We start from the raw sequence: 22,759 nt of genomic DNA, 5'->3' as shown, positions 1-22,759 counted from the left end.
AGTACAATCTACGGTTAATCGCAGGTAAACAGGCATTCTATAATTACAAGCTTGCCATCGTTAAAATAAAAAAGCCATTCAAAGTTATCGGGTTCGCCCTGTGGCAAAAGGCTTACCATATCAAACACATCGCCATCATCGGTAATAAAATCTTCCATAAATTCAGAGGCATTCGGATACGTTTTCTTAAAAGCCTTGAGGGTAGTGGTATGGTCAAACCAATCGTTTTTAAACGACAGGAACGTGTGGTTGTTTTTCCTGAAATCAATGCTCCTAAAACTTAGCATATCGTTAACCAACTCATATTTTGCCCCTTTGTGGTAAAGCATTTTTACATTGCCTGTTGTACAGCTTTCGCCGGCAAGGGGTGCCATAATACTATCGGGCTGTTTGTACAGTTTGTCGTATTCTTTTTTGGTAAGGGACAGGTCCAGCCGATTGTTTAGGCGGCCTTCTTTCCAGGAAAGCGATTCGATATCCTGGGCTATTGCTGTAAAACTTATAAGGAGTAGAAAGTAAAGTAATTTCATTTGTGTTGTTTATTTAAACCCGCGTTGCCTTTTGGCTTCAAAAATTAATATGGCGGCAGCCACGCTAACATTCATAGAATCTATTTCGCCCTGCATGGGGATGATGATGTTTTGTGTAGAGGCATCGCGCCACGGCTGGGTTAGGCCGGTAGCCTCAGTACCTACCACAAGCGCCGAGGCACCGGTGTAATCCTGCTCATGGTATAACGCAGAATCCTGCAATGTAGCGCAGTAAATGCTGATATTTTTTGATTTTAAATAGTCTATTACTTCTTGGGTATTACCGGTAGCAATTTGGTTAGTAAAAAGGCAGCCCACGCTGGATCGTACAATGTTAGGATTATACAGGTCGCCCTTTGGGTCGGCTATAATAACAGCATCCATTTTTGCGGCGTCGGCGGTGCGGAATATGGCCCCAATGTTGCCCGGTTTTTCGGTTGCTTCTGCTACTAAAATCAGCGGATTTTCGCCCAATTGCAAATCGTTTAAGCTAAGGCTTTTGCTTTTAGCTACGGCTATAACACCCTCGGTAGTATCGCGGTAGGCCAGTTTTTGGTATACCTCGCGGCTAATTTCTACCAGTTCGGTCTGCCGGCCGGCAAGGCTTTTAACTTCTGACTCTGAAATTAGTTCCGGGACAAAAAGTGCCGTTTCTATTTCGTATCCGCCTTTGCGGGCAAGCTGCAATTCGCGCTGGCCTTCTATTAAAAAAGTACCGCTTTGCCTGCGTGCTTTTGCTTTATCCTGCAAGAGGAGCAATTGTTTTATATACGGGTTTTGCGGACTTGTAATTTGTTTCATTTAATGAGTTAGCGCGTTAGGGGCTGCGGGTTCAAAGTTACAATTTGTGATAAAAATATCGCGGCTACTTTTGCAGTAAATATTTTTCCTGTTCGTTTGCTATTAGTGTACGCAGTTGGTCCCGGTTTAGGGTATTGTTGCCTAAAACAATTTTTGCCAGTTTAGTTGTAAAGCTGTCGGGGTATTTACTAATGAAGTTTCTAATTTCGGCTTCATTCTCAGGAAACAACTTAGTGGAATTGTCCTGCATAGTAGGTGTGTTGTCCTGCCCGAAAAGATAATCTGCCTGATAGCCGCTGTAAGTAGTTTTAGCGTCTTCAATCAGCTTACTATTGGGGTATTTAGCTATAAAATTTTCCCAGTTTACCACGCGCTGGCCTACCGCTTTAAACGATATGGCAATACCGGCATCGGCAGAATACAGGTCTTTATCGTCCTCAGCCACAATGGTTAGATAACTTTTATAATCAGCGGTAACATGGTCTTTAAAAATATCCAGGTAAAAATTGGGCTGGGTGCGGATCTCTACATAACCCTCGCCAATTTCCCAGAGTTCCAGCCCTGCACTTTTAAGCAGCTTCTCTTTTCTTGCAATCGAATCGGGCGGGGTTTTTGGGTTGCCCCTTTCATCAGTGAAATAGGTGTAAAAATTTTCGAGAAGGTGGCTTTCAATGCTGTCCATAGCAACAATAGCCTGGCCGTTTTCCACCACATACCTGTCAAAAAGGTTATTAGCCTGTTGCGGGTTTAGTTTGGTAAGCTCGGCCTTAGTGGCTTCCTTACGTTTTATAAAGGCAGCAATATGTTTTTGTAAAATAGGGTCTTTGTCGGATGCTACCGGGACCGGTTTTAGGGTATCGTTAACCACCTCTTGCGGAACAGCCTCAGCTTCAACGTCTTTTTTGCATGAAGTTACAAGCAGCATAACTGCAACAATAGCTATTAACTGTTTTAACTGCATATAGTTTTATTTTTTTGATGAAACTCTAAACCTGAAGCTCCAAACTATAAAATCCCCCTTGCCTTAATTTCCAGGTATTTGTTAATACTTTCAATAGTAAGATTCTCCGGCTTGGTTAATACCGAGTAGATTCCGTATTTCATCAGCTCGTTAACAATAAGCCTTTTCTCAAAAGCAAATTTCTCGGCAATAACCTGGTCGTAAATTTCCTGAATGTTGCCTGCGTTTTTATGGGTAAGCTCTTCCAGTTCGGTATTTTCAAAGAAAACCACCACCAAAAGGTGGTTTTTGGCAATACCCTTAAGGTAAGGCAACTGGCGTTTAAGGCCATCAAGCGTTTCAAAATTGGTATACAGTATTATAAGGCTGCGCTGGGTAATGTTCTTTTTAATATCGGCATACAGGCGGCCAAAATCACTCTCAAAAAAATCGGTTTTAACGTTGTAAAGGCTTTCCAGTATTTTTTGCATTTGCGATGATCGCCTTTCGGCAGCCACGCGGTTCTCTATTTTTTTAGAGAAGGCAAACATACCAGCCTTATCCTGCTTTTTAAGGATAACATTGCTAAGCACCAGGGTAGAGTTAATGGCATAATCCAGCAGGCTAAGGCCGTTAAAAGGCATTTTCATAACGCGGCCCTTATCTATAGCCATGTATACGTTTTGCGAGCGCTCGTCCTGAAACTGATTTACCATAAGCTGGTTTTTCTTGGCTGTGGCCTTCCAGTTTATGGTGCGGATGTCATCACCCGATACGTATTCTTTAATCTGCTCAAATTCCATGGTGTGCCCAATGCGGCGTATTTTTTTTAACCCGTACTGAAACAGCCTGTTAGAAAACGCCATTAGGTCGTACTTGCGCAACTGGATGAATGATGGGTAGGTGGGTACCATGTGGCCTTCGCCAAAGCTAAACCGCCTTGATACCAATCGTAATGGCGACGACACGTACACGTTGAGCTTACCAAAATAGTATTCGCCACGCTCTACAGGGCGCAGGTGGTACTCAAAGGCATCGGTGCCGCCTGCGGGCAGGTTGCGCTGTACCGTAAAATCGCGTATCTGGAACTGAATGGGAATTTCGTCTATTACCTTTAGGCCCGTTGCAAAACCATAGCCGCTCTCAATACGGATGATGATAGGGTTTTCGTCGCCGTTGCTTAGTTTTTCGGGTACTTCCCTAAAGGCGGCAAAGCGCTGGTTGCTGGCAAAAAGCAGCAAAAAGTCGATTACCACAAACCCAAGGAACAGGTACATGAGAAGCCAGGTGGCGTTGTACAGCACCGGGTAAATATAGGCCAGCACAAAACACACCAGTATGCCTAAAAAAACATAAAAGGTAAGGTTGTTGAGGTATATGCTTTTAAGCCACTTCATTAACGTGGAATTTCTACGGTGTCTATTATCTGTTTGATGATCTGCTCGCTGGTAAGGCCCTCCATTTCGCGCTCCGGTGCTACCATAACACGGTGGCGAAGTACCGGTATGGCACTATCCTTAATATCATCCGGCGTTACAAAGTCGCGGCCCCTAAGCGCAGCGTAGCCTTTAGCGGCATTTAATATGGCTATGGATGCACGCGGCGATGCCCCTAAATAAAGGAATGCATTTTCGCGGGTGTTGGTAACCAGTTTGGCAATATACTCTATAAGCTGCGGCTCTACCAGTATTTGTTTTACCATGCCCTGGTATTTAATAATATCAGCCTGCGATAGTACCTGCTTAATATTATCAAGCTTGGCGCGGTCCTGTAGTGCGTTTTCGCGTTGCAGGATAGCGATCTCTTCATCCAGTTTAGGATAATCTATGGTGATCTTGAAAAGAAAACGGTCTAACTGTGCTTCCGGCAGGCGGTAGGTACCTTCCTGCTCTATAGGGTTTTGGGTAGCGATAACTAAAAACGGAGCCTCCATTGCGTGTGTGGTGCCCTCTACGGTTATCTGGCGCTCTTCCATAACCTCAAAAAGGGCGGCCTGCGTTTTAGCAGGGGCGCGGTTTATCTCATCTATCAAAACAAAGTTAGAAAAGATAGGCCCTTTTTTGAACGTGAATTGCGACTTGGAAAGGTCGAACACCGAGGTACCCAAAATATCCGATGGCATTAAATCGGGCGTAAACTGTATACGGCTAAAATCGAGCGTAAGGGTTTTGCTCAGCAATTTTGCGGTAATGGTTTTAGCCACACCGGGAACGCCCTCTAACAATACGTGCCCGTTGCTAAGTATGGCCACCAAAAGCTGGTCTATCATTTTATGCTGGCCTACAATAACCGAGCTTAGTTCCTGCTTTACCTTATCAATCGTCTGGCGAAGGCCGTCAAGGTCTAAGCGCGCGCTAAAGTTAATGTTGTCGCTTTCCGGCTCGGGAGCGGTAACTGGTGTTATATCTTGCGGAGTGCTTTTTTCTAAATTGATGTTATCCGGCTGGTTCTCTTCCGGGTTGATGTTTTCAAATTCTGTCATAACCTTAATTTTTCGATGGCGTTATTAATGGCTGCCACATCGGCTTCCGAACTTTGGAAATCGTGGCGGTGTTTTTTTATTAAATTAATTGCTTTTTGTATATCCTCTACAGGCTTGCCTGTTTTTAGGTGCAGTTTTTCTATAAAGCTGTCGTCCAGCGTGTAGGTATCAATAAGATACTCCGTACGCACGTGCTCTAGGAAATAGATGATTTTCTTTTCAATAATAGTGTGGTGGTTGCCCTCCTGGTAGTATAGGTTGCCTATGGTCTTGGCAAAATCTACCGTGGTGTTGCGCAACGGCAATATCTGCGGCAGCACGCGCTGCTTTCTTTTTGCATTAAAGAAAATAAACACCAGCAGCCCTATAAGCCCCAGCTGCCACGCTGCCCTAAGTGCGGGTTGCGACATGATGTAACGCAAAGGAGAATCGGACACGCCCTGGCCTACGCGTTCGTTTTGCCAGTATACGGTGCCCTTAGGCAGGTACGAAAGCATATCCTGCGTATATGCGTAATGATCGCCTTTTAACAGGTGGAAATTAGTAAACACGGCAGGCTGTGTATGCAACAATATTTTACCGCTACCAAAGTGTGCCTCAACAAAATTGGGCTTTTTAATTTTTCCTGCCTGCTGGTAGCCCAGCACCCTGATACTGTCATTTTTAGGGAGCGTATCAAAAAAGGTAAGGCCGGCACCCTCGTTATACCAATAGCTTTTAGAGGGGTTATTGGCAAGGCTAATTTGCAGCGAATCGGCAAAATACTGGTCGCCACCCGGCACTATTTTAAGAGTATCAATAATGGTTTGCGGAAACTGTTTCATGCTCAGCAGCAAGGTGTTGCCATAATCTACAAAACTAAGCAGCTCTTTAACCGACTCTTCATCTATCGTATTAATCTCACTAATGGCTATAAAGGAGCCTTTAACTTTGTATTTGCTGTTATCATAATCGTATTGATGGTCAAAATACTCATAGGGTGTAATGCTGAATTTGTTAACGCTGTCGCCTTTAAAAAGGGTAGCGGCTTCGTGGTCAAAAACATACAATCCAAACGGAATCTTATCTTTTGCAAGGTAGCTGGGTTTCCAGTCTATGGGTTTGGGGCGTGCATAATCTATAAACATTATTATTCCTACAACTACAGCAACCAGTATTATGTAAACGGTGTATTTTCTGTTCATGGCTATAGCGTATTAAATGTTTTTTTAAACGCCTTTTCTGCTTTGGCAAAAGCGGGCCCGTCTACCGGGAAATCGCCATACCAGCTGTGGTCGTATACATAACTAAGGTACTCAAAGTCGGCCCGCAGGGCATTGTCTTTAATTTCATAGAGGTAATCCATATTGGTCTTGTCCCAGTGCCAGTCGATTATTTCGCGTGCCGAAAGCTTTTTAAGCAGCCATAAATAGTAGTAGCGCACTGCCAGCTTATAGTTGCCGTTAGCTTTTGTGTCTTCTATAAGGGCGTTAAAGTCCATTTCATGGATGTTCTCTACATCAGCATCCTGAACACCAATATTTTTGCGCGAACGACCAAAGATCCAAAGGCCTTCTTTATTCATTATTGAACGTACGATTATATATACCACAAAGCCGATAACTGCAAAGGCCAATACCCTTATAAGCACTGCTACCCATCCTGAATTTTTAGTTTTTTCGCCGCCGCCAAAAATAGCATCTATAAGCCATGCCAGCCACTCTAAAAAGCGGTCCCACATGAATTTAGCTTTTGCCTTTACCACATAAGTAAACTCGGGGCCGTTGTATTTACTTTTAAAGCCATCCTTAAAACTGCGTTTTTGGGTAAGAGGCACAGGCGTAACAACTACTGTAGAAGCCTCCTGAGCAACAGGCTTAAAATTAACTACCTCTGTAACAACCGTGTCTTTAACGGCCGTTTCCTGCGGTTGTTGTGCCGTAAGAAGCAGGGGAGTGCAAAGGGTTATTATATGTAAGGTATGTTTATTCACTATCAGATCCTATTTGGTCAATTTCATAATACAAAGTCTTGTGCTCGTTATCTTCCTTGCACGAATAATATATCATACCGTGTGCTATAATAAGCACATTGCTAAAAATATAATTGATGAGCATTGAAATTATGAACACTATAACTCCTACAATGCTACTATTTTCAAGGTTGGATGTATCAGCCGCTACAAAAAACAGCTCAGATAATAATGACATTGCCAGCGTTAGTGCCATTTGCACCACAAACGAAAGGACGTAGAATATGGCTGTTGAGCCCATATGTGCCCAAAAGTTTTGAAACAGCATGCGGTAACCGCTGCCCATTGCGGTAAAAAAACCTTCATCGTTAAGTGTGTTATAAAACGTTAAGAACACCCAGCAGGTTAGGGCTGCCCACAAGGCTAACGCTACGGGTATGCCTATTATGGTTATAAAAAGGAAAACGCTAACGCCACCCAGCACCGCTGCTATAGGTAAAAAAGTTATGAGCGATGCCAATGCAAATACTATTATTTTGCCTGATTTTGCCTTAAGGCGGGCAAATATCATTTGGGCTGTTGGCTTTTCTACATGCTCTAATAGCGAAAGGTAAATAACCGGAAAGCTCATTGTGATAAGGCTTATTGCTATTAAAGTAAAGGCTGCAATAAGGCCACCGACTACAAAGAGGACTGCATTTTCATCAAAATACGTTGTCAGCATTTGCTGTGCTTCGGGCGAGCCAAAACCATTGAACATGTTTTCGAAAAATACGCGCATTACCACAAAGGTCAATACGGTTATAATGAGCAATAACCCGCCAATTACCTTAAAATAAGTACCGAAAAAGTTCTTGCCATCTTCTTTTAAAAAGACAAAGGTGTCGTTTATAAGGGCGTTAAAGTTGCGTTTTTTATAGAGTTGGAACACTGTGCTGTAATTTTTTGTTGACCCTGAACGGATAGATGAGGTAGTACCAGGCTATGGCCGTAAGGGTAAAAAGGATAATAAATAAGTTAAGTGCCAGTGGCATATCGGGCGAGTAACGCGTTACAAAGCCCTCTAAAAGCCCGGCGGCAATGGTAAACGGCATGGTGCTGAACCATATTTTAAGGCCGTCTTTAAAGCCTATTTTAAGCGAATCGATACGCGAGTAGGTTTTAGGGAAAAGCAGCGCTGCGCCAAAAATAAGCCCGGCGGCACCCTCTATAACCATAGCGAAAATTTCCATAGAGCCGTGTATCCAGATACCGCGCACGCTGGCGCCAAAAACACCGTGCTCGTAAAAAAAGTACTGAAAAGCCCCCAGCATTATTGCATTTTGCAGCAGCACATAAGCAGTTAATATTCCGCCCGATATGCCATAAACAAACTCCATAGCGCCTACACGCAGGTTGTTAAGGGTAATACCAAAGGCGCTGCCCCAGTTGCTGCCGCTTTTGTAAACGGCTACAGGGTTGCCTTTGTCTATATTTTCCAGCGTCATGTTTACATATTGGTCGCCCAAAATAAGTCGTACAAAGTTTTCATCGTGCATTGCAGAGAGTACGCCGATGGCCGTAAACACAAAAAACAGCAGGAACGCGTATAAAATGTAGCGCCTGTTGCGGTAAACGATTAGCGGAACCTCGGTTTTAAAGAAATGTACAAGTCTGTTGGTCTCTTCGCGCTTGGTTTTATAAATTTTTTGATAGGTAAGCGCAGCAAGGTGATTTAAGTAGGTAACGGCCTTGCTTTTAGGGTAGTAGGTTTGGGCGTACGAGAGATCATTAACCAAATGTATGTACAGGCTGGCCAGTTCATCAGGATTTTTTTTAGCTTTACCAAAAATAGCCTGCTCAAATTCAAGCCATTTTTCTTTATTTTGTTTTATAAATGCAACTTCTCTCATACGCAAGCTAAAATATAAAATATGTCTCAACTATCTATAACAACTACACAAAATGTGAATATTAATTTCAATACGGCATCGGTAGGCGAGCGTATTCTTGCGTATCTGCTTGACGTTGTGGTATGGGTGGCCTATGTTATCGTGTTTTTTGTGGTGTTGTTTCCGCTTACCGGGTTTGAGCGCGTAATCGATAGCCTGGACGGCTGGTCGCAAAACGCAGTGTACGGTTTCTTCTTTTTACCGGTAATGTTCTACACACTCTATATGGAAAGCTTTTTTGAAGGCCAAACCATTGGTAAGCGCGTAATGAAAACAAAGGTTATAAAGATAGACGGTTACCAGGCGGGCTTTGGCGATTACCTTATACGCTGGCTGTTCAGGATCGTGGAGGTTAGCGGCATTATGGGCATTGTGGGGCTTATTGCACTTATGGTTAGTAAAAAGAGCCAGCGCATAGGCGACCTCGCTGCGGGTACGGCGGTAATATCGCTTAAAAATGATATTAATATTAACCATACTATTTTGCGCGAGGTGGCCAGCAATTATGTGCCGGTATATCCGCTGGTTATAAAACTAACCGATAATGATGTGCGCATTATTAAAGAAACGTTTGATAATAGCTATAAAGTGGCCGATTTTGAAATGATGGATAAGCTCCAGGCCAAAATTGAAAATGTAACGGGTATAAAATCGGTTAGCAGAAATTCTCTGGCTTTTGTAGATACCGTTTTAGAGGACTATAATTATTATACAAGGAACATGTAGTTTTTGGAATTACGAATTATGAATTACGAATTTCAAATTTTGAATTCCAACCTGATTTTAAAATCGCAACTCTGATTTCAAAATCCAAAACAGAAATTTTGATTTGCCATCGAATTTTTAAATCTTAAATCTTTCAATTTTTTTAATCTCAAAATCCAAAAGTGAAATATCAAGGTTTTTTGCCCTTTTAAGGGGGGTAAAACCGCCTGTATTTTGCTTAAAAAAGCGTGTTTCAAAATCCAAAAGTGAAATATTAAGCATAAAATCGGGATTTTTTGGCAGTTTTTATGTTCAATTTATCAGGTAAATTTTTGGTGATATTTTCTTAATTATGTCCTGGCGGGATTAATTTAACATTTTCTGTGGTCTTTTTCTGAGGTATAAATTTCGTTTTCAAATCGTTGTAGTTTCATAAATCGTTTAGCTGTAGGAAAAGATTTCCTAAAAGACATCTTAAAATGTTGATAACTTTTGATAACTCGTTTTTTAGTAGGATAAACCATCATAATATTGTGAATCAGTAAGTTACGAGTGTTAAAGTGCTAAAATTATTTAAAATTTAAATAATTAGAGGCTAATTTTATAAAACCACTACTAACGATTAAATGCTTGATTATGATGAAGAAAGTTTTACTAACGGGCGTGTTTTTGTTTATCGCCATTTTTAATGCCAATGCACAGTCTGCTAAAAATGATGAGGCAGCTGAGAGTCAGAATGTTATAAGCCACAGGGTGGAACAGGGAGAAACGGTAATGCTAATATGTAAAAAGTATCTGGTTAGCCCGGACGACATTTACAAGCTAAACCCTGATGCAGTTGAAGGTATAAGCTACAATATGACGCTTAAAATACCTGCAGATAAGCGACTTGGGTCGGACAAGAAGAAAGACACTCAAAAGATTACAAGGCAGCCTAAACGCCCTGATCATGACGATTTAAGTAATAACAGGTAAGGTTTTTACAGGTTTTAACTTAAAATTATGTAATTAAAATTAGCAATTAAGCCGCTACAAAAACTAACTTTGTAGCGGCTTAATTGTTTAAAAAACGTACGTATGAAATACCTGGTAATATTATTTTTTTCGCTAATACTCTGTTCTGCATCTGCTTATGCGCAGGATTACACAAAACATAAAGTAGAAAAAGGCGAAACCGTAGCAGGTATTGCAAAAAAATATAAGATTACCCCTTACGATATTTACCGCCTTAACCCCGACGCTAAGAATGGCTTAAAGACTGATAGTATACTGCTTATTCCGGGTAATCCGGTTAAGCCGCTGCCGGCTACAGCCGCTGTAAAAGAGGAGCCTACAAAGGTTGCCAACATAGTGCACCAGGTAGAGGCTAAAGAAACCCTGTACAGCATTGCAAAGAAATACAATGTAACGGTAGCCGACCTGGAAAAAGCTAATACAGAGGCACTTGCTAACGGACTTAAAGACGGCCAAGAACTTATAATCCCTATAAAAGGGAGTGGTGTTGCGGCACAGGCTAAAGTTGCTGAAAAGCAGCAGGTTAAAAAGAATGAGCCGTCCTATTTTTTCCATGTTGTAGAGGCGGGAGAGACTAAATACAGCATTGCCAAGCAGTTTGGTATGACACTGCAACTGCTTGAGGAGCTTAACCCTGAGGTTAAAGATAACCTGCCATTAGGCTTTAAGCTTAAGCTGGCTAAAGATGCCGTTGTAGCTGAGGCTAAGATACCGGAGCCGGCACCTGCACCAAAAAAAGACGCTTATATAGATTATACGGTTCAGCCTAAGGAGACATTTTACAGCATAGGTAAAGCAACCGGACTCACTGAAGACGAGATCGTTAAGCTTAATCCGCAGGCTAAAGACGGGCTAAAAGAAGGTATGGTTTTAAAACTGCCTACCAATGCTCCAATGCCCGATGCTGTACCCGCGGGTACAGTGCCAATGACTGGTCTTGCAACTACAATTAAAAAAGGAGAGCAAAAAGAACTTGCTCTGTTACTGCCTTTTAACCTTTACAGGGTAGAAAGCGATACCGTGCGTGCCAAGCTGCTTCGCACCGATAAATTTATAAACCTTACGCTCGATTTTTACGCAGGGGCACTTGTGGCTATAGATTCTGCTAAGGCAATGGGGCTTCCGCTTAAAGTAAAGATATTGGATAGCAAAGAAACTTCAAAATCATCCGATCTTACTTCGCTGAAAGCCAGCCTTACAGCGACAGATGTTATTGTTGGGCCTTTCTTCCAGAGCCATGCTGAGGCTGCTGCTGCCATGTTCCCAACTATTCCTGTTATATCGCCACTGGCAAAAGATTCGGGTAAACCGTATAAAAACCTGTACCAAAGCATACCAACCGATGAGAGCATGCGCACGGCAATGCTAAACTATCTGAAAAGCAAGAATGGCAATGTTGTAGGGGTAATCGACTCTAAGAAAGCAAGTTCCAAACAATTTATAAAGGCAGGTTTCCCTGAAGTTAAGTTTGTAGAAGGTGGTATTACTACTGATAACATAAAATCGAAATTGGTTAAAGACAAGACCAATTACGTAATATTAGATACCGAAAGCCTTACTACTGTTACCGGCACTACCAAGCTTTTAGAAGAGCTGGCTAATGAGTACAACATTCAGCTTGCGCTTATGGATAAGACCGATAATTACGACCATGACGAGATGCCACTTACACGGCTCATCAAGCTTAAAATGCTGTACCCTACCTTTATGAGAAACGATGTAACGCCGCAAACACAACTGTTTGACAAGGTGTTCAGGCAAAAACATGGCTATGCGCCGTCATCTTACGCAATCCGTGGGTTTGATGTTACTTTTGATGCCATATTACGTCTTTTCCAACCGGAAGATATTACTGCGGCATTGGCAACAAAAGGATCTGAACAGGTTGAAAATAAGTTTATGTACGCCCAGCAAAATGGCGGTAACTATAATACCGGTGTTTACATAATGCAATACGACACCGATTTTAATGTAATTCAGGCACAATAACATCACACATATATAATGACATCTAAAGTAACATACCTGGGCGATCTTCGCACATCATCTATACATATAGCATCTGGCAGCGAAATAATATCGGACGCGCCAATTGATAACAACGGTAAGGGAGAGGCATTCTCCCCAACCGATACGGTTTCCAATGCGCTGGCAAGCTGTATGCTTACTGTTATGGGCATAAAAGCCCGTGACATGGGCGTAAAACTTGATGGTTCGGTAGCTGAGGTTACTAAAAGTATGCAGGCCGAACCCCGAAAAATATCGGGCATTAAAGTAGTTTTTACAATGAAAAGTGATGCCGATGAGAAATCCCGCACCATTTTAGAGCGAGTTGCTTTAACCTGTCCCGTACATCAAAGCCTTCACCCTGATATGGTTAAAGACGTGACTTTTAACTGGTAGTTAATATTAGTTAAATAATAACTTAATTTACAGCTATAACGATAGTAATTATTTGATACTTGCATAAATAATTAAAAAATACCCATTAATGGGTATTTTTTTTAGTTGATATTTTTGCCACATTTGCAATGTAAATATTCGATTGTAGTTGAATAGTCCTTTTATTATAATCCCCATTTATATTAAAATGTGCTATTTTTACCCCTGCTAAAACAGGGGTTTTTTTATGCCCCAATAATTCTTACTTCTTTTGGATCCCCAACAACAATTCCTCATCAAGCTTGCCCATACAAAAATGCCCTTCGGGAAATATGAAGGCTATTACCTTATAGACCTGCCTGAATATTATGTAGTATGGTATAATAACAAAGGTTTCCCTAAAGGAGAGCTGGGCCTTATGCTGCAACAGGTATATGAGCTAAAGCTTAACGGGCTGGAGGTTTTAATACGTAACATAAAAAAGCATTATCCTAAGCCGGGAAAATAAATCAATGCATTCAATTTATTAATGTAGCAATTACTCCTGCCATAACCGTAATTGCCAGGTAATGCAATAGTCTGTTATGACTATCTGTCAGCAAACAGTGTAAACTACTTACAGCAAAGCAGCTGGTATAATAATTGTTTCACTTCAAATCATTGCATTATCATATCGTTACATTGGTAAATTACTTTTGCAATCAATTAATTTTCGTACTTTTGCAGCGTTTTTTACAACAACAACACAACAACACAGGAGGAATTACAATGAATCAGACAAAGTATATTTTTGTTACCGGAGGTGTTACATCTTCCCTTGGTAAGGGAATTATAGCAGCTTCGCTGGCAAAACTATTGCAGGCAAGGGGATACAGGACAACAATCCAAAAATTTGACCCGTACATTAACGTAGACCCAGGTACACTAAACCCGTACGAACACGGAGAATGTTATGTTACCGATGATGGCGCCGAGACAGATCTTGACCTTGGCCACTATGAGCGCTTTTTAAATGTGCCTACATCTCAGGCTAACAATGTTACTACCGGAAGGGTATACCTGTCGGTTATCGAGAAAGAAAGAAGGGGAGAATTTTTAGGTAAAACCGTTCAGGTTGTGCCCCACATAACAAACGAGATCAAGGAGCGCATGCAGCACCTGGGCAATTCGGGCGATTATGACATTGTAATTACCGAAATAGGTGGTACTGTGGGTGATATTGAGTCACTTCCTTATATTGAGTCGGTTCGCCAGCTGGTTTGGGACCTTGGCGAAAGCAACAGTCTTGTAATTCACCTTACGTTAGTGCCTTACCTTGCAGCAGCAGGTGAGCTTAAAACAAAACCAACACAACACTCGGTTAAAACATTGATGGAGAGCGGTATTAAAGCCGACATTCTTGTTTGCCGTACCGAGCACGAATTATCGTCTGACCTTAGGCACAAGCTTGCTTTGTTTTGCAACGTAACCAGAGATTCGGTTATACAATCTATCGATGCTTCTACTATATACGATGTTCCAAACCTTATGCTTGAAGAAGGTTTAGACAAAGTTGCCCTTAAAAAATTAGATTTACCTGAAAAAAATACACCGGATCTAAAGCAATGGAACCAGTTCCTTTTCAGGCTTAAAAATCCTAAACATACCGTAAATATTGGCCTTGTAGGTAAATATGTAGAGTTGCAGGATTCATACAAATCAATCCTTGAGGCGTTTATACATGCGGGTTCGGCTAACGAAACCAAAGTAAATGTTATAAGCGTACACTCAGAATATATAGACAAAGAAAACGCTGCCGAGAAACTGTCAGGACTTGACGGTATCCTTGTTGCACCGGGCTTTGGCGAAAGGGGTATTGAAGGTAAAATAGAAACCGTACGCTTTGCAAGGGAAAACAACATACCGTTCTTTGGTATTTGCCTTGGTATGCAAATGGCGGTTATAGAATATTCAAGAAACGTAATTGGCTGGAAAGAAGCTAACTCTACCGAGATGAACGAGCATACCGCTTACCCGGTTATCAACATCATGGAAGAGCAAAAAACTATTACCGATAAAGGTGGCACAATGCGTCTTGGTGCATGGAAATGTACGCTGGAAGAAGGTACGCTTGCAAGCAAAATATACGGTGGACAAACCGATATTTTAGAGCGCCACCGCCACCGTTACGAGTTTAACGGTACCTACCTTAACGAGTTACAAAAAGCAGGCCTTATTACCAGCGGTGTTAACCCTGATACCGGCCTTGTAGAGATTATAGAGCTTAACACGCACCCGTTCTTTATTGGGGTACAATACCACCCGGAATATAAGAGTACGGTTGCTAACCCGCACCCGTTATTTGTAAGCTTTGTTAAGGCTGCGGTTACAAAAAAAAGTAAATAAGCGCATACAGCGCACAGGGTTTTGGCGGTTGCCGAAACGCATAAAGTGAATCAATATAAAACTAAATGGAAGAAAAAAAGTTAGACTTAAAAACGATCATCGGCTTCGGTTTAATAATGGTGCTGTTGCTATACATGATATACAACAACAGTGCAGAAACTGAAAAAGAGAACAGTGAAAAAGCCAAAAAAGAGCAGATAGATAAGGCTAAGGAAACACAAATACCTGAGCAAAAAGCTGCTTCCGTAGTAAACGATACCACTCTAAGCGATTCGGTAAAAATACAAAAGCTAAAAAGCTCGCTTGGTGCTTTTGCATACAGCGCTACGTTGCCATCGGCTAAAGATGGTGTTACAGAGATTAAGAACCCGCTGTTAACCCTGCGTATATCTAACAAAGGCGGTTACATTGCAGAGGCCAACCTTAACAACTTTGAGCAGTTTGAAAAAGGTTCTAATAAACGTGTGGAGCTTATAAAAGGCAACAACGCAAGTTTTAACCTTCAGTTTAAAACGGCCGATAACCGCATTCTTAATACAAACGAAATGTATTTTGAGCCGGTGCTGAGCAAAGAGGGCGCTAATCAGGTGTTAACCATGAGGCTTAAAGCGGGTGCCAACCAGTTTTTAGAGTACCGTTATGTACTTAAGCCTAATGATTATATGCTTGATTTTTCTATCCGTTCGCAAGGGTTAGCCCAGGTTGTGGATACTTCTAAACCAATGGATTTAGAGTGGACGCTACAGGCATATAGGAACGAGAAAAGTGTATCGTATGAAAACCGTTATACTAAAATCGTTTATGAGCACGAAGATGGCAAAGACGGTAACCTTAGCGAAGGTGGCGATGATGCCGAAACCGCTGAAGGAGTAAGCTATGTTGCTTTTAAACAGCACTTTTTCACATCGATACTTTTAACCGATACCCCGTTTAAATCGACGGATTTTAAATCAGAGAACCTGGTTAAAGATGATAAAATTGACACTACGTATACCAAAAAGTTTACAGCTAAGATGCCACTTGCTTTTAAAGGCGGAGAACTTAACTATGATATGAACTGGTACTATGGCCCGTCTAATTATGAAATATTAAATGCTTACGACCGTAACCTTGATGAGGTTATGCCGTTAGGCTGGGGTATTTTTGGCTGGATAAATCGTTACATATTTATACCGGTATTTACATTCTTAAGCAGCTTTATGCCTTATGGTATTGCTATTATAGTATTTACAATACTGGTTAGGCTGGTAATGTCTCCTGTAACGTATAAATCATACTTATCACAGGCTAAAATGAAGGTGCTTCGCCCTGAAATTACAGAGCTTAACGAGAAGTATAAAAAAGACCCGATGAAAAAGCAGCAGGAAACCATGAAGCTGTACAACACCGCTGGGGTAAACCCAATGGCAGGTTGTTTACCGGCGGTAATGCAAATCCCGGTGTTCTATGCGCTCTTCCAGTTCTTCCCATCGTTCTTTGATTTGAGGCAAAAGAGTTTCCTTTGGGCTAACGATTTATCATCTTATGATGCAGTGGTACACCTGCCATTCTACATTCCGTTTTACGGTAACCACATAAGCTTGTTCCCAATACTGGCATCGGTAGCTATATTCTTTTATATGAGGATGACAACCGGCGACCAGAGTATGGCAGCGCCACCGCAGGAAGGCATGCCGGACATGAGCAAGGTAATGAAGATAATGATATACCTTTCGCCAATAATGATGCTTATATTCTTTAACAACTACGCATCGGGTTTAAGTTTGTACTACTTTGTATCTAACCTTATTACAATAGGTATTATGTATGTAATTAAAAACCACATTGTAAAAGAAGATAAAATTCATGCCATGATACAGGAAAACAAGACCAAGCCTAAAACGCAGGGACGTTTTCAGCGTAAAATGCAGGAAATGATGGAGCAGGCACAGCAGGAGCAAGGCAAGAAAGGCCTAAAGAAATAATAACAAAAGCACTCTTCGGGGTGCTTTTTTGCAATAAAAAACTATATTTTTGGTTTAATAGGATAAACAAAAAGTTATGCAGAAACAATTGATGGCATTTGTATTTTTTATAAGCATATGTACAGGTTTACAAGCCCAGGGCACTAATAAAAATGATGCCGATGGCAAACGCCACGGCTTGTGGAAAGGTACCTATGAAGCCAGCAAACGCCCGCGTTACGAGGGTACTTTTGATCATGGTAAAGAAACCGGCACTTTTAAGTTTTTTGAAGATAATGCAGCTTCTATACTTGCAGCTACGAGGACATTTGCTGCTGATGGTTCATGTATTACCACATCGTTTGAAAAAGGCGTAAAATCAAGCGAGGGTAAAGAAGTGAACAAGCTTAGGGAAGGCGAGTGGAAGTTTTACCACCCCGATGGTAAAGCAGTGATGTCGATTGAAAATTATGCCAAAGGCAAATTAACCGGTACCCGCAAAGTGTTTTATACCGATGGTATAACTGCCGAAGAAGCCCAGTACACCAACGGTTTAAAGAACGGAACTTACAAGAAATTCTCGCCAAAAGGGACACTTTTTGAGCAAACCACTTATAAAGACGATAAATTAAATGGCCCTGCACAGTTTAATAGTGCACAGGGGCAGCTTACCTCTAAGGGTAATTATACTAATGATGTAAAAACCGGTAAGTGGCTGTATTATACTAACGGTAAGCTAACTAAGGAAGAAACCGATGCCGACCGTAAAGTTCAGTTAGGGGCAAGGAAAGCGCGACCTAATTAATTTTGTTGTATTTTTGCATAAATTTTATAGAAGGAGATTATCATGAAACGTGTTGTAGTAGGGCTTAGTGGCGGTGTAGATAGTAGTGTGGCAGCATACTTACTAATGGAGCAGGGGTATGAAGTTATTGGCCTGTTTATGAAGAACTGGCACGATGAGGCCGTTACCATATCTAACGAATGTCCGTGGCTGGAAGACAGCAATGATGCTTTGCTTGTTGCCGAAAAGCTGGGTATACCGTTCCAGACGGTAGACCTAAGCGAACAATATAAAGAGCGTATTGTAGACTATATGTTTAACGAATACGAAAAAGGCCGCACGCCCAACCCGGATGTGCTTTGTAACCGCGAGATTAAGTTCGATGTGTTTATGAAGATTGCCCTTAGCCTGGGCGCTGATTATGTAGCTACAGGCCACTATTGCCGTAAAGCTACCATTGAGGTAGATGGTAAAGAGGTACACCAGCTTTTAGCAGGTGCCGATGGAAATAAAGACCAGTCGTACTTTTTGTGCCAGCTATCTCAGGAGCAACTGGCTAAAGCGCTTTTCCCTATTGGGGAACTTAAAAAACCGGAAGTACGCGAAATCGCTGCTAAAATGGAACTGATCACTGCTGAGAAGAAGGATTCACAGGGGCTTTGCTTTATTGGTAAAGTACGCCTGCCGAAATTTTTACAACAGCAGCTTCAGCCAAAAGAAGGTGTTATTTTTGAGGTAGGTGCCGATGCACAAACCTATGCCGAAGCAACACCGCAATTCGGTTCGGTTAAAGAACAGCTTGCTTTTGAGGCTAAAAACATAGATTACAAACCCGAGATGGGTAAAGTTGTAGGGAAACATCAGGGTGCCCATTATTATACTATTGGTCAGCGTAAAGGCCTTAATGTAGGTGGCACTAAGGAGCCGCTGTTTATTATAGCTACTGATGTTGAAACCAATAGCATATATACAGGGCAGGGGCAGAATCATCCGGGTTTGTTCCGTAAAGCGCTGTTTATTCAGGAAAACGAAATACATTGGGTGCGCGAAGACCTAATGATTACCGATGGCGAAACGATGGACGTTATGGTGCGTATACGCTACCGCCAGCCGCTTCAAAAAGCTAGGCTGCACAAGTTTGATAACGGTATGTACATTTCTTTTGAAGAAGCACAAAGCGCTATTACCGAAGGTCAGTTTGCTGCCTGGTACCACGGCGACGAGCTTATTGGCTCTGGTGTGATTTCGTAACTGAGTTATGATAACGCTAGAAAAACTTAAAGTTTACGATAACTACGAAGGGGACATAGATATCCTTGTAAGAATGGGCAGTAAGCATGAGAATAACTTATTTAAGTCGAATAAGGATTGGGCGCTCATTACGGATTTTTATCAGGATATAGTTCTTATTAATAACTGGCTAGCATCCAAATCGTACGCTGAAAATTGTATGGTAAGTTTTAGGAATAACTGTGATGACGAATGCTATAGATTACTATTATCTAAACTACTTTAATATGAAATGTCTGATGCTGCAAAGTGTTGGGCATTTTTTATGGTAGCAATGTAAATTTATTTAATTTGCACATCAAACTTAACCAATGCTCTACAACCTCCATACCCATTCCGCATCCAATATTCCTGAAGTTTTTGAGGTAGTTAACCGATACCCTTATGAAGTTATAGATGTATCCTATTTTTCTACGGGCATCCATCCGTGGCATATTGATACAGATAAGGTAGACGAGCACCTTGCTATTATAGAACAGCGCCTGCAACTGCCCAATTGCCTTGCCTTAGGCGAGTGCGGACTGGATAAACGTATCGAAATTCCGTTAAATATTCAGGTAGAGGTGTTCGAAAAACAACTTGTATTAGCAAAAAAATATCAAAAACCTGTAATTTTGCACCTTGTTGCGGCGTTTCAGGAACTTAAAGCGATAAAGAACAGGCTACAGCCCGGTGTGCCGATGATAGTGCACGGGTTCAGCAAAAATGCACAGGTGGCTAAGCAACTGCTGGATAACGGTTTTTACCTGTCGTTTGGCAAGTACCTGTTGCGCACTCCGGAGTTATCTGCAGTTTTTGCAGGTGTGCCGGAAGACCGTTTTTTGTTGGAAACTGACACTATTGAAGAAGGTATTGCCGATGTTTACGCTAAAGCGGCATTGGCACGAAATATGGATATAGATGTGCTGAAAAGCATTGTAGAAAATAATTTTAAAAACATTTTTAAGGATGGCGGAATGGACAGAGCGGGCCGAGCTTTTGTTTAAAAAAGAGGGGCTGGAGAAATTGAAAAATGCACACGTTATGGTGGTTGGCCTTGGGGGCGTAGGCTCTTTTGCAGCCGAATTTCTTGCCAGGGCAGGAGTGGGCACCATGACCATTGTTGATGGCGATGTGGTAGATATTACCAACATTAACCGCCAGCTGCCGGCACTGCACAGCACCGTGGGTGAGCCTAAAGTAAAAATTGTAGGCGACAGGCTTATGGACATTAACCCGGAGCTTAACCTTATACGTGTACAGGAATTTTTATCGCCGGAACGTGCTTACGAACTTGTTACTAACGAATATAGTTATGTACTTGATTGTATAGACAGTATTACGCCTAAATTAAACCTCATTATGTCGGCCAGGCGTAAAAAGGTTAAGATAATCAGTAATATGGGCGCAGGGGGCAAATATGAGGCATCTAAGGTTAAGGTAAGCGATATAAGCAAGACTGAATACTGCCCGCTGGCTAAAACCGTGCGCAAGCGTTTAAGGAAAGAAGGAATCTCTAAAGGAGTTAAGGTGGTATATTCTACCGAGGAACCCGACCAGACCAGCCTTAAAATGACCGATGGCAAGAACTTTAAAAAATCATTTTTTGGTACAAATAGCTGGATGCCCGCGCTTTTTGGGCTGCATTCTGCCGAGGCGGTGGTAAAACATATTATAAGAAGCTAAAAAATCCCCGTAAGGGGATTTTTTTATATGCTATAGTAAAACTGTTAGGTTTTAAGTTTCTTTTTCCTTGCTGCTGGGAATAGCACATTGTTAAGTATTAGTCGGTAACCCGGTGAATTTGGGTGAAGGTCTAATACAGTTGGAGCATCGCCTACACGGTGCTGGTAATCTTCCGGGTCATGGCCACCGTAAAAAGTAAACATGCCTTTACCTTTAGTTCCGTGAATGTATCGGGCTTCACCATTAATTTTATTCTCACCCATAACCAGTACGTTGCTTTTTACCATAGTACCTGTAAAAGCGGTGGTTTGGCCCATAAAACCTTTAACAAGCTGCGTATGGTTTTGGCAAAGCATAGAAGGTATAGGATCCCATTTGGCTGAATATTCCATCAGGGTAAAATAGTCGTTATCAGGCAGTATTCCTGCACGTTTAGTTGTGGTATCAATATCTGAAAATTCATAAACAACCGGGTTGCGCTCCAGTGTAAAATCTTTAAAGGCAAAGGAGTTGTTGTAATCTATTTTGCTTTGGTAGTTAGCATCGCTGGCATCACCATCAAACATGGGTTCGCAAATATCAACACCTTCTGCCGCAAGGGCAATATCAAAGCTATCGGTAGCAGAACACATGGCAAACATAAAGCCGCCACCTATAACAAAGTTGCGTATCTTCAGCGATACTGCCAGTTTTTCATCTGATACCTTTTCATAACCTAGTTTTGTGGCAAGCGCTTCGGCAGTTTTTTTCTGCTCAATATACCACGGGGCATTTTTATACATCCCAAAAAATTTACCGTACTGACCGCTAAAATCTTCGTGGTGAAGGTGCAGCCAATCGAACAATAACAAGCCATCATTAAGTACTTCTTCATCATACACCGCCGTGAAAGGTATTTCGGCATACGTTAATACCATAGTAACGGCATCATCCCAGGGCTGTTTGCCGGGAGGGGTGTAGACTGCTATTTTAGGAGCTTTTTCAAGCACTACATTTTCCATATTTTGCGATGGACTGCTAATATCATCTAATATTCCGTTAGCCTGGCTATCGCTTAAAACCTCAAAGCTCACCCCACGTATCTGGCACTCACGGCGAATGTCGTTAGCATCGGGCAGTAAAAACGAACCGCCCCTGTAGTTAAGCAGCCAGTTTACTGTGTAGGTCTTATCAAGCGCCCAGTAGGTTATGCCATAGGCTTTAAGGTGGTTTTGCTGGGAACTTTCATCCATAGGCAGCAGTATCATGCTGGCCTTCGCGCCAAAAGATACCACAAACAAAAGGAGAATATATAAATTTTTAAGCGGCATTGTAAATAAGATTTATTCAAAGATAACAAAATTGATGCCTGTATGACAGGCATCAATTTAAAATGACACTATCTTCTATTACGAAATATCTATACTATACTTATGCAACAATCCCGGCAGGCCTTCGCGGCTGAATTTTGCCTTCTTAATACGGTTCATTTCCGGGTCTAAGGCATAATTGTATGCCGACCGGAAATCGGTTTTCTCTAAAACGGTATTTTGAAACACCGCTTTTAACAAATCGCAGTCTTTAAACACGGCACCACTAAGGTCGGCTTGCGTAAAATCAACTTCCTGGATATTGCATTTAATAAATTTGGTACCTTTTAGCTTAAGGTTATAAAATGATGTGAACTGAAGCTGGCAGCCCTCAAATGCTACAGAGAACAAAAACGGTTCGCACACGCTAAAGTTAAGACCAAGCAATTTACAGTTAACAAAAGTAACATCTTTAAAGGCAGTGCCTTTAGCATTAGCGGTACCCACGTTGCAGCCATCAAAGCGGCATTCTGTAAAAATAATTCCCGTAAGATTAGCATTGCTAAACTGGCAATCTATAAAACTGCAATTATCGTACTCGGCATAGGGTAGCGGGTTTTGGGTATAATCTTCCTTTTTGTAAACGGTGCTTTCAACAATAGTCATG

General features: G+C 41.7%; 22 protein-coding genes. 11 read left to right on the top strand and 11 right to left on the bottom strand.

The window, feature by feature from the left end; translation table 11 throughout:
• Positions 1-14: 14 nt before the first annotated feature.
• The 9 genes from FMM05_RS02025 to FMM05_RS01985 all read right to left on the bottom strand — a co-directional run bounded on the left by FMM05_RS02025 (position 15) and on the right by FMM05_RS01985 (position 8,596).
• On the bottom strand, positions 15-530 hold the full coding sequence (locus FMM05_RS02025) for a hypothetical protein (protein WP_143371667.1): 516 nt from the start codon (positions 528-530) through the stop codon (positions 15-17).
• Between the two features lie 9 nt (positions 531-539).
• Entirely contained in the window at positions 540-1,331 is a 792-nt protein-coding gene (locus FMM05_RS02020) for a TrmH family RNA methyltransferase (protein ID WP_143371666.1), read from the bottom strand.
• Positions 1,332-1,395: 64 nt separating this feature from the next.
• The gene (locus FMM05_RS02015) at positions 1,396-2,292 is read right to left on the bottom strand and encodes a hypothetical protein (protein ID WP_143371665.1); all 897 of its coding nucleotides are present in this window, start codon (positions 2,290-2,292) and stop codon (positions 1,396-1,398) included.
• A 44-nt stretch (positions 2,293-2,336) separates the two neighbouring features.
• The gene (locus tag FMM05_RS02010) at positions 2,337-3,668 is read right to left on the bottom strand and encodes a DUF58 domain-containing protein (RefSeq protein ID WP_143371664.1); all 1,332 of its coding nucleotides are present in this window, start codon (positions 3,666-3,668) and stop codon (positions 2,337-2,339) included.
• Positions 3,668-4,753 (bottom strand): AAA family ATPase, encoded by a 1,086-nt coding sequence (locus tag FMM05_RS02005; RefSeq protein ID WP_143371663.1) that lies wholly within the window; start codon positions 4,751-4,753, stop codon positions 3,668-3,670. The genes FMM05_RS02010 and FMM05_RS02005 overlap by 1 nt, the downstream gene beginning before the upstream one ends.
• Positions 4,750-5,937, bottom strand: coding sequence for a DUF4350 domain-containing protein (locus tag FMM05_RS02000; protein ID WP_143371662.1), 1,188 nt, complete (start codon positions 5,935-5,937; stop codon positions 4,750-4,752). The genes FMM05_RS02005 and FMM05_RS02000 overlap by 4 nt, the downstream gene beginning before the upstream one ends.
• Before the next feature lie 2 nt (positions 5,938-5,939).
• Positions 5,940-6,725 (bottom strand): DUF4129 domain-containing protein, encoded by a 786-nt coding sequence (locus FMM05_RS01995; RefSeq protein ID WP_143371660.1) that lies wholly within the window; start codon positions 6,723-6,725, stop codon positions 5,940-5,942.
• Positions 6,718-7,635, bottom strand: a complete 918-nt coding sequence (locus tag FMM05_RS01990; RefSeq protein ID WP_143371659.1) for a hypothetical protein — start codon at positions 7,633-7,635, stop codon at positions 6,718-6,720. The genes FMM05_RS01995 and FMM05_RS01990 overlap by 8 nt, the downstream gene beginning before the upstream one ends.
• Positions 7,619-8,596 (bottom strand): stage II sporulation protein M, encoded by a 978-nt coding sequence (locus tag FMM05_RS01985; RefSeq protein WP_143371657.1) that lies wholly within the window; start codon positions 8,594-8,596, stop codon positions 7,619-7,621. Before FMM05_RS01985 ends, FMM05_RS01990 begins: the two co-directional genes overlap by 17 nt.
• Positions 8,597-8,617: 21 nt before the next feature.
• Here FMM05_RS01985 and FMM05_RS01980 point away from each other — a divergent pair, with 21 nt between their 5' ends.
• From FMM05_RS01980 to FMM05_RS01930, 11 genes are all read left to right on the top strand, one after another.
• Positions 8,618-9,361 (top strand): RDD family protein, encoded by a 744-nt coding sequence (locus FMM05_RS01980; protein WP_143371656.1) that lies wholly within the window; start codon positions 8,618-8,620, stop codon positions 9,359-9,361.
• A 615-nt stretch (positions 9,362-9,976) separates the two neighbouring features.
• On the top strand, positions 9,977-10,315 hold the full coding sequence (locus FMM05_RS01975) for a LysM peptidoglycan-binding domain-containing protein (RefSeq protein ID WP_143371655.1): 339 nt from the start codon (positions 9,977-9,979) through the stop codon (positions 10,313-10,315).
• Positions 10,316-10,417: 102 nt separating this feature from the next.
• The gene (locus FMM05_RS01970) at positions 10,418-12,343 is read left to right on the top strand and encodes a PBP1 and LysM peptidoglycan-binding domain-containing protein (RefSeq protein WP_143371654.1); all 1,926 of its coding nucleotides are present in this window, start codon (positions 10,418-10,420) and stop codon (positions 12,341-12,343) included.
• A gap of 15 nt (positions 12,344-12,358) precedes the next feature.
• The gene (locus tag FMM05_RS01965) at positions 12,359-12,757 is read left to right on the top strand and encodes an OsmC family protein (RefSeq protein ID WP_143371653.1); all 399 of its coding nucleotides are present in this window, start codon (positions 12,359-12,361) and stop codon (positions 12,755-12,757) included.
• A 250-nt stretch (positions 12,758-13,007) separates the two neighbouring features.
• Complete coding sequence (locus FMM05_RS01960; protein ID WP_143371652.1) at positions 13,008-13,244, top strand: DUF3820 family protein; 237 nt, start codon at positions 13,008-13,010, stop codon at positions 13,242-13,244.
• A 260-nt stretch (positions 13,245-13,504) separates the two neighbouring features.
• Positions 13,505-15,121, top strand: a complete 1,617-nt coding sequence (locus tag FMM05_RS01955; protein WP_143371651.1) for a CTP synthase — start codon at positions 13,505-13,507, stop codon at positions 15,119-15,121.
• A gap of 65 nt (positions 15,122-15,186) precedes the next feature.
• Positions 15,187-17,085, top strand: a complete 1,899-nt coding sequence (yidC, locus tag FMM05_RS01950; protein ID WP_143371650.1) for a membrane protein insertase YidC — start codon at positions 15,187-15,189, stop codon at positions 17,083-17,085.
• Between the two features lie 76 nt (positions 17,086-17,161).
• Positions 17,162-17,869, top strand: a complete 708-nt coding sequence (locus FMM05_RS01945) for a toxin-antitoxin system YwqK family antitoxin (protein WP_235894338.1) — start codon at positions 17,162-17,164, stop codon at positions 17,867-17,869.
• A 42-nt stretch (positions 17,870-17,911) separates the two neighbouring features.
• Positions 17,912-19,099 carry a tRNA 2-thiouridine(34) synthase MnmA gene (mnmA, locus tag FMM05_RS01940; RefSeq protein ID WP_143371649.1) on the top strand — a complete coding sequence of 396 codons (1,188 nt, stop codon included), beginning with the start codon at positions 17,912-17,914 and terminating at the stop codon, positions 19,097-19,099.
• A 350-nt stretch (positions 19,100-19,449) separates the two neighbouring features.
• On the top strand, positions 19,450-20,124 hold the full coding sequence (locus FMM05_RS01935; protein ID WP_143371648.1) for a TatD family hydrolase: 675 nt from the start codon (positions 19,450-19,452) through the stop codon (positions 20,122-20,124).
• Complete coding sequence (locus FMM05_RS01930) at positions 20,087-20,803, top strand: tRNA threonylcarbamoyladenosine dehydratase (RefSeq protein ID WP_143371647.1); 717 nt, start codon at positions 20,087-20,089, stop codon at positions 20,801-20,803. Before FMM05_RS01935 ends, FMM05_RS01930 begins: the two co-directional genes overlap by 38 nt.
• A gap of 44 nt (positions 20,804-20,847) precedes the next feature.
• Here the strand turns inward: FMM05_RS01930 and FMM05_RS01925 are convergent, their stop codons facing one another.
• Entirely contained in the window at positions 20,848-22,113 is a 1,266-nt protein-coding gene (locus FMM05_RS01925; protein ID WP_143371646.1) for an asparagine synthetase B, read from the bottom strand.
• 78 nt (positions 22,114-22,191) lie between these two features.
• Entirely contained in the window at positions 22,192-22,758 is a 567-nt protein-coding gene (locus FMM05_RS01920; protein WP_143371645.1) for a pentapeptide repeat-containing protein, read from the bottom strand.
• Position 22,759 lies beyond the last annotated feature (1 nt).

Source organism: Flavobacterium zepuense (assembly GCF_007097145.1).
Taxonomy (GTDB): Bacteria; Bacteroidota; Bacteroidia; order Flavobacteriales; family Flavobacteriaceae; genus Flavobacterium; species Flavobacterium zepuense.
The sequence above is the reverse complement of the archived record's forward strand: the minus strand, read 5'-3'. Positions and strand labels throughout refer to the sequence as shown.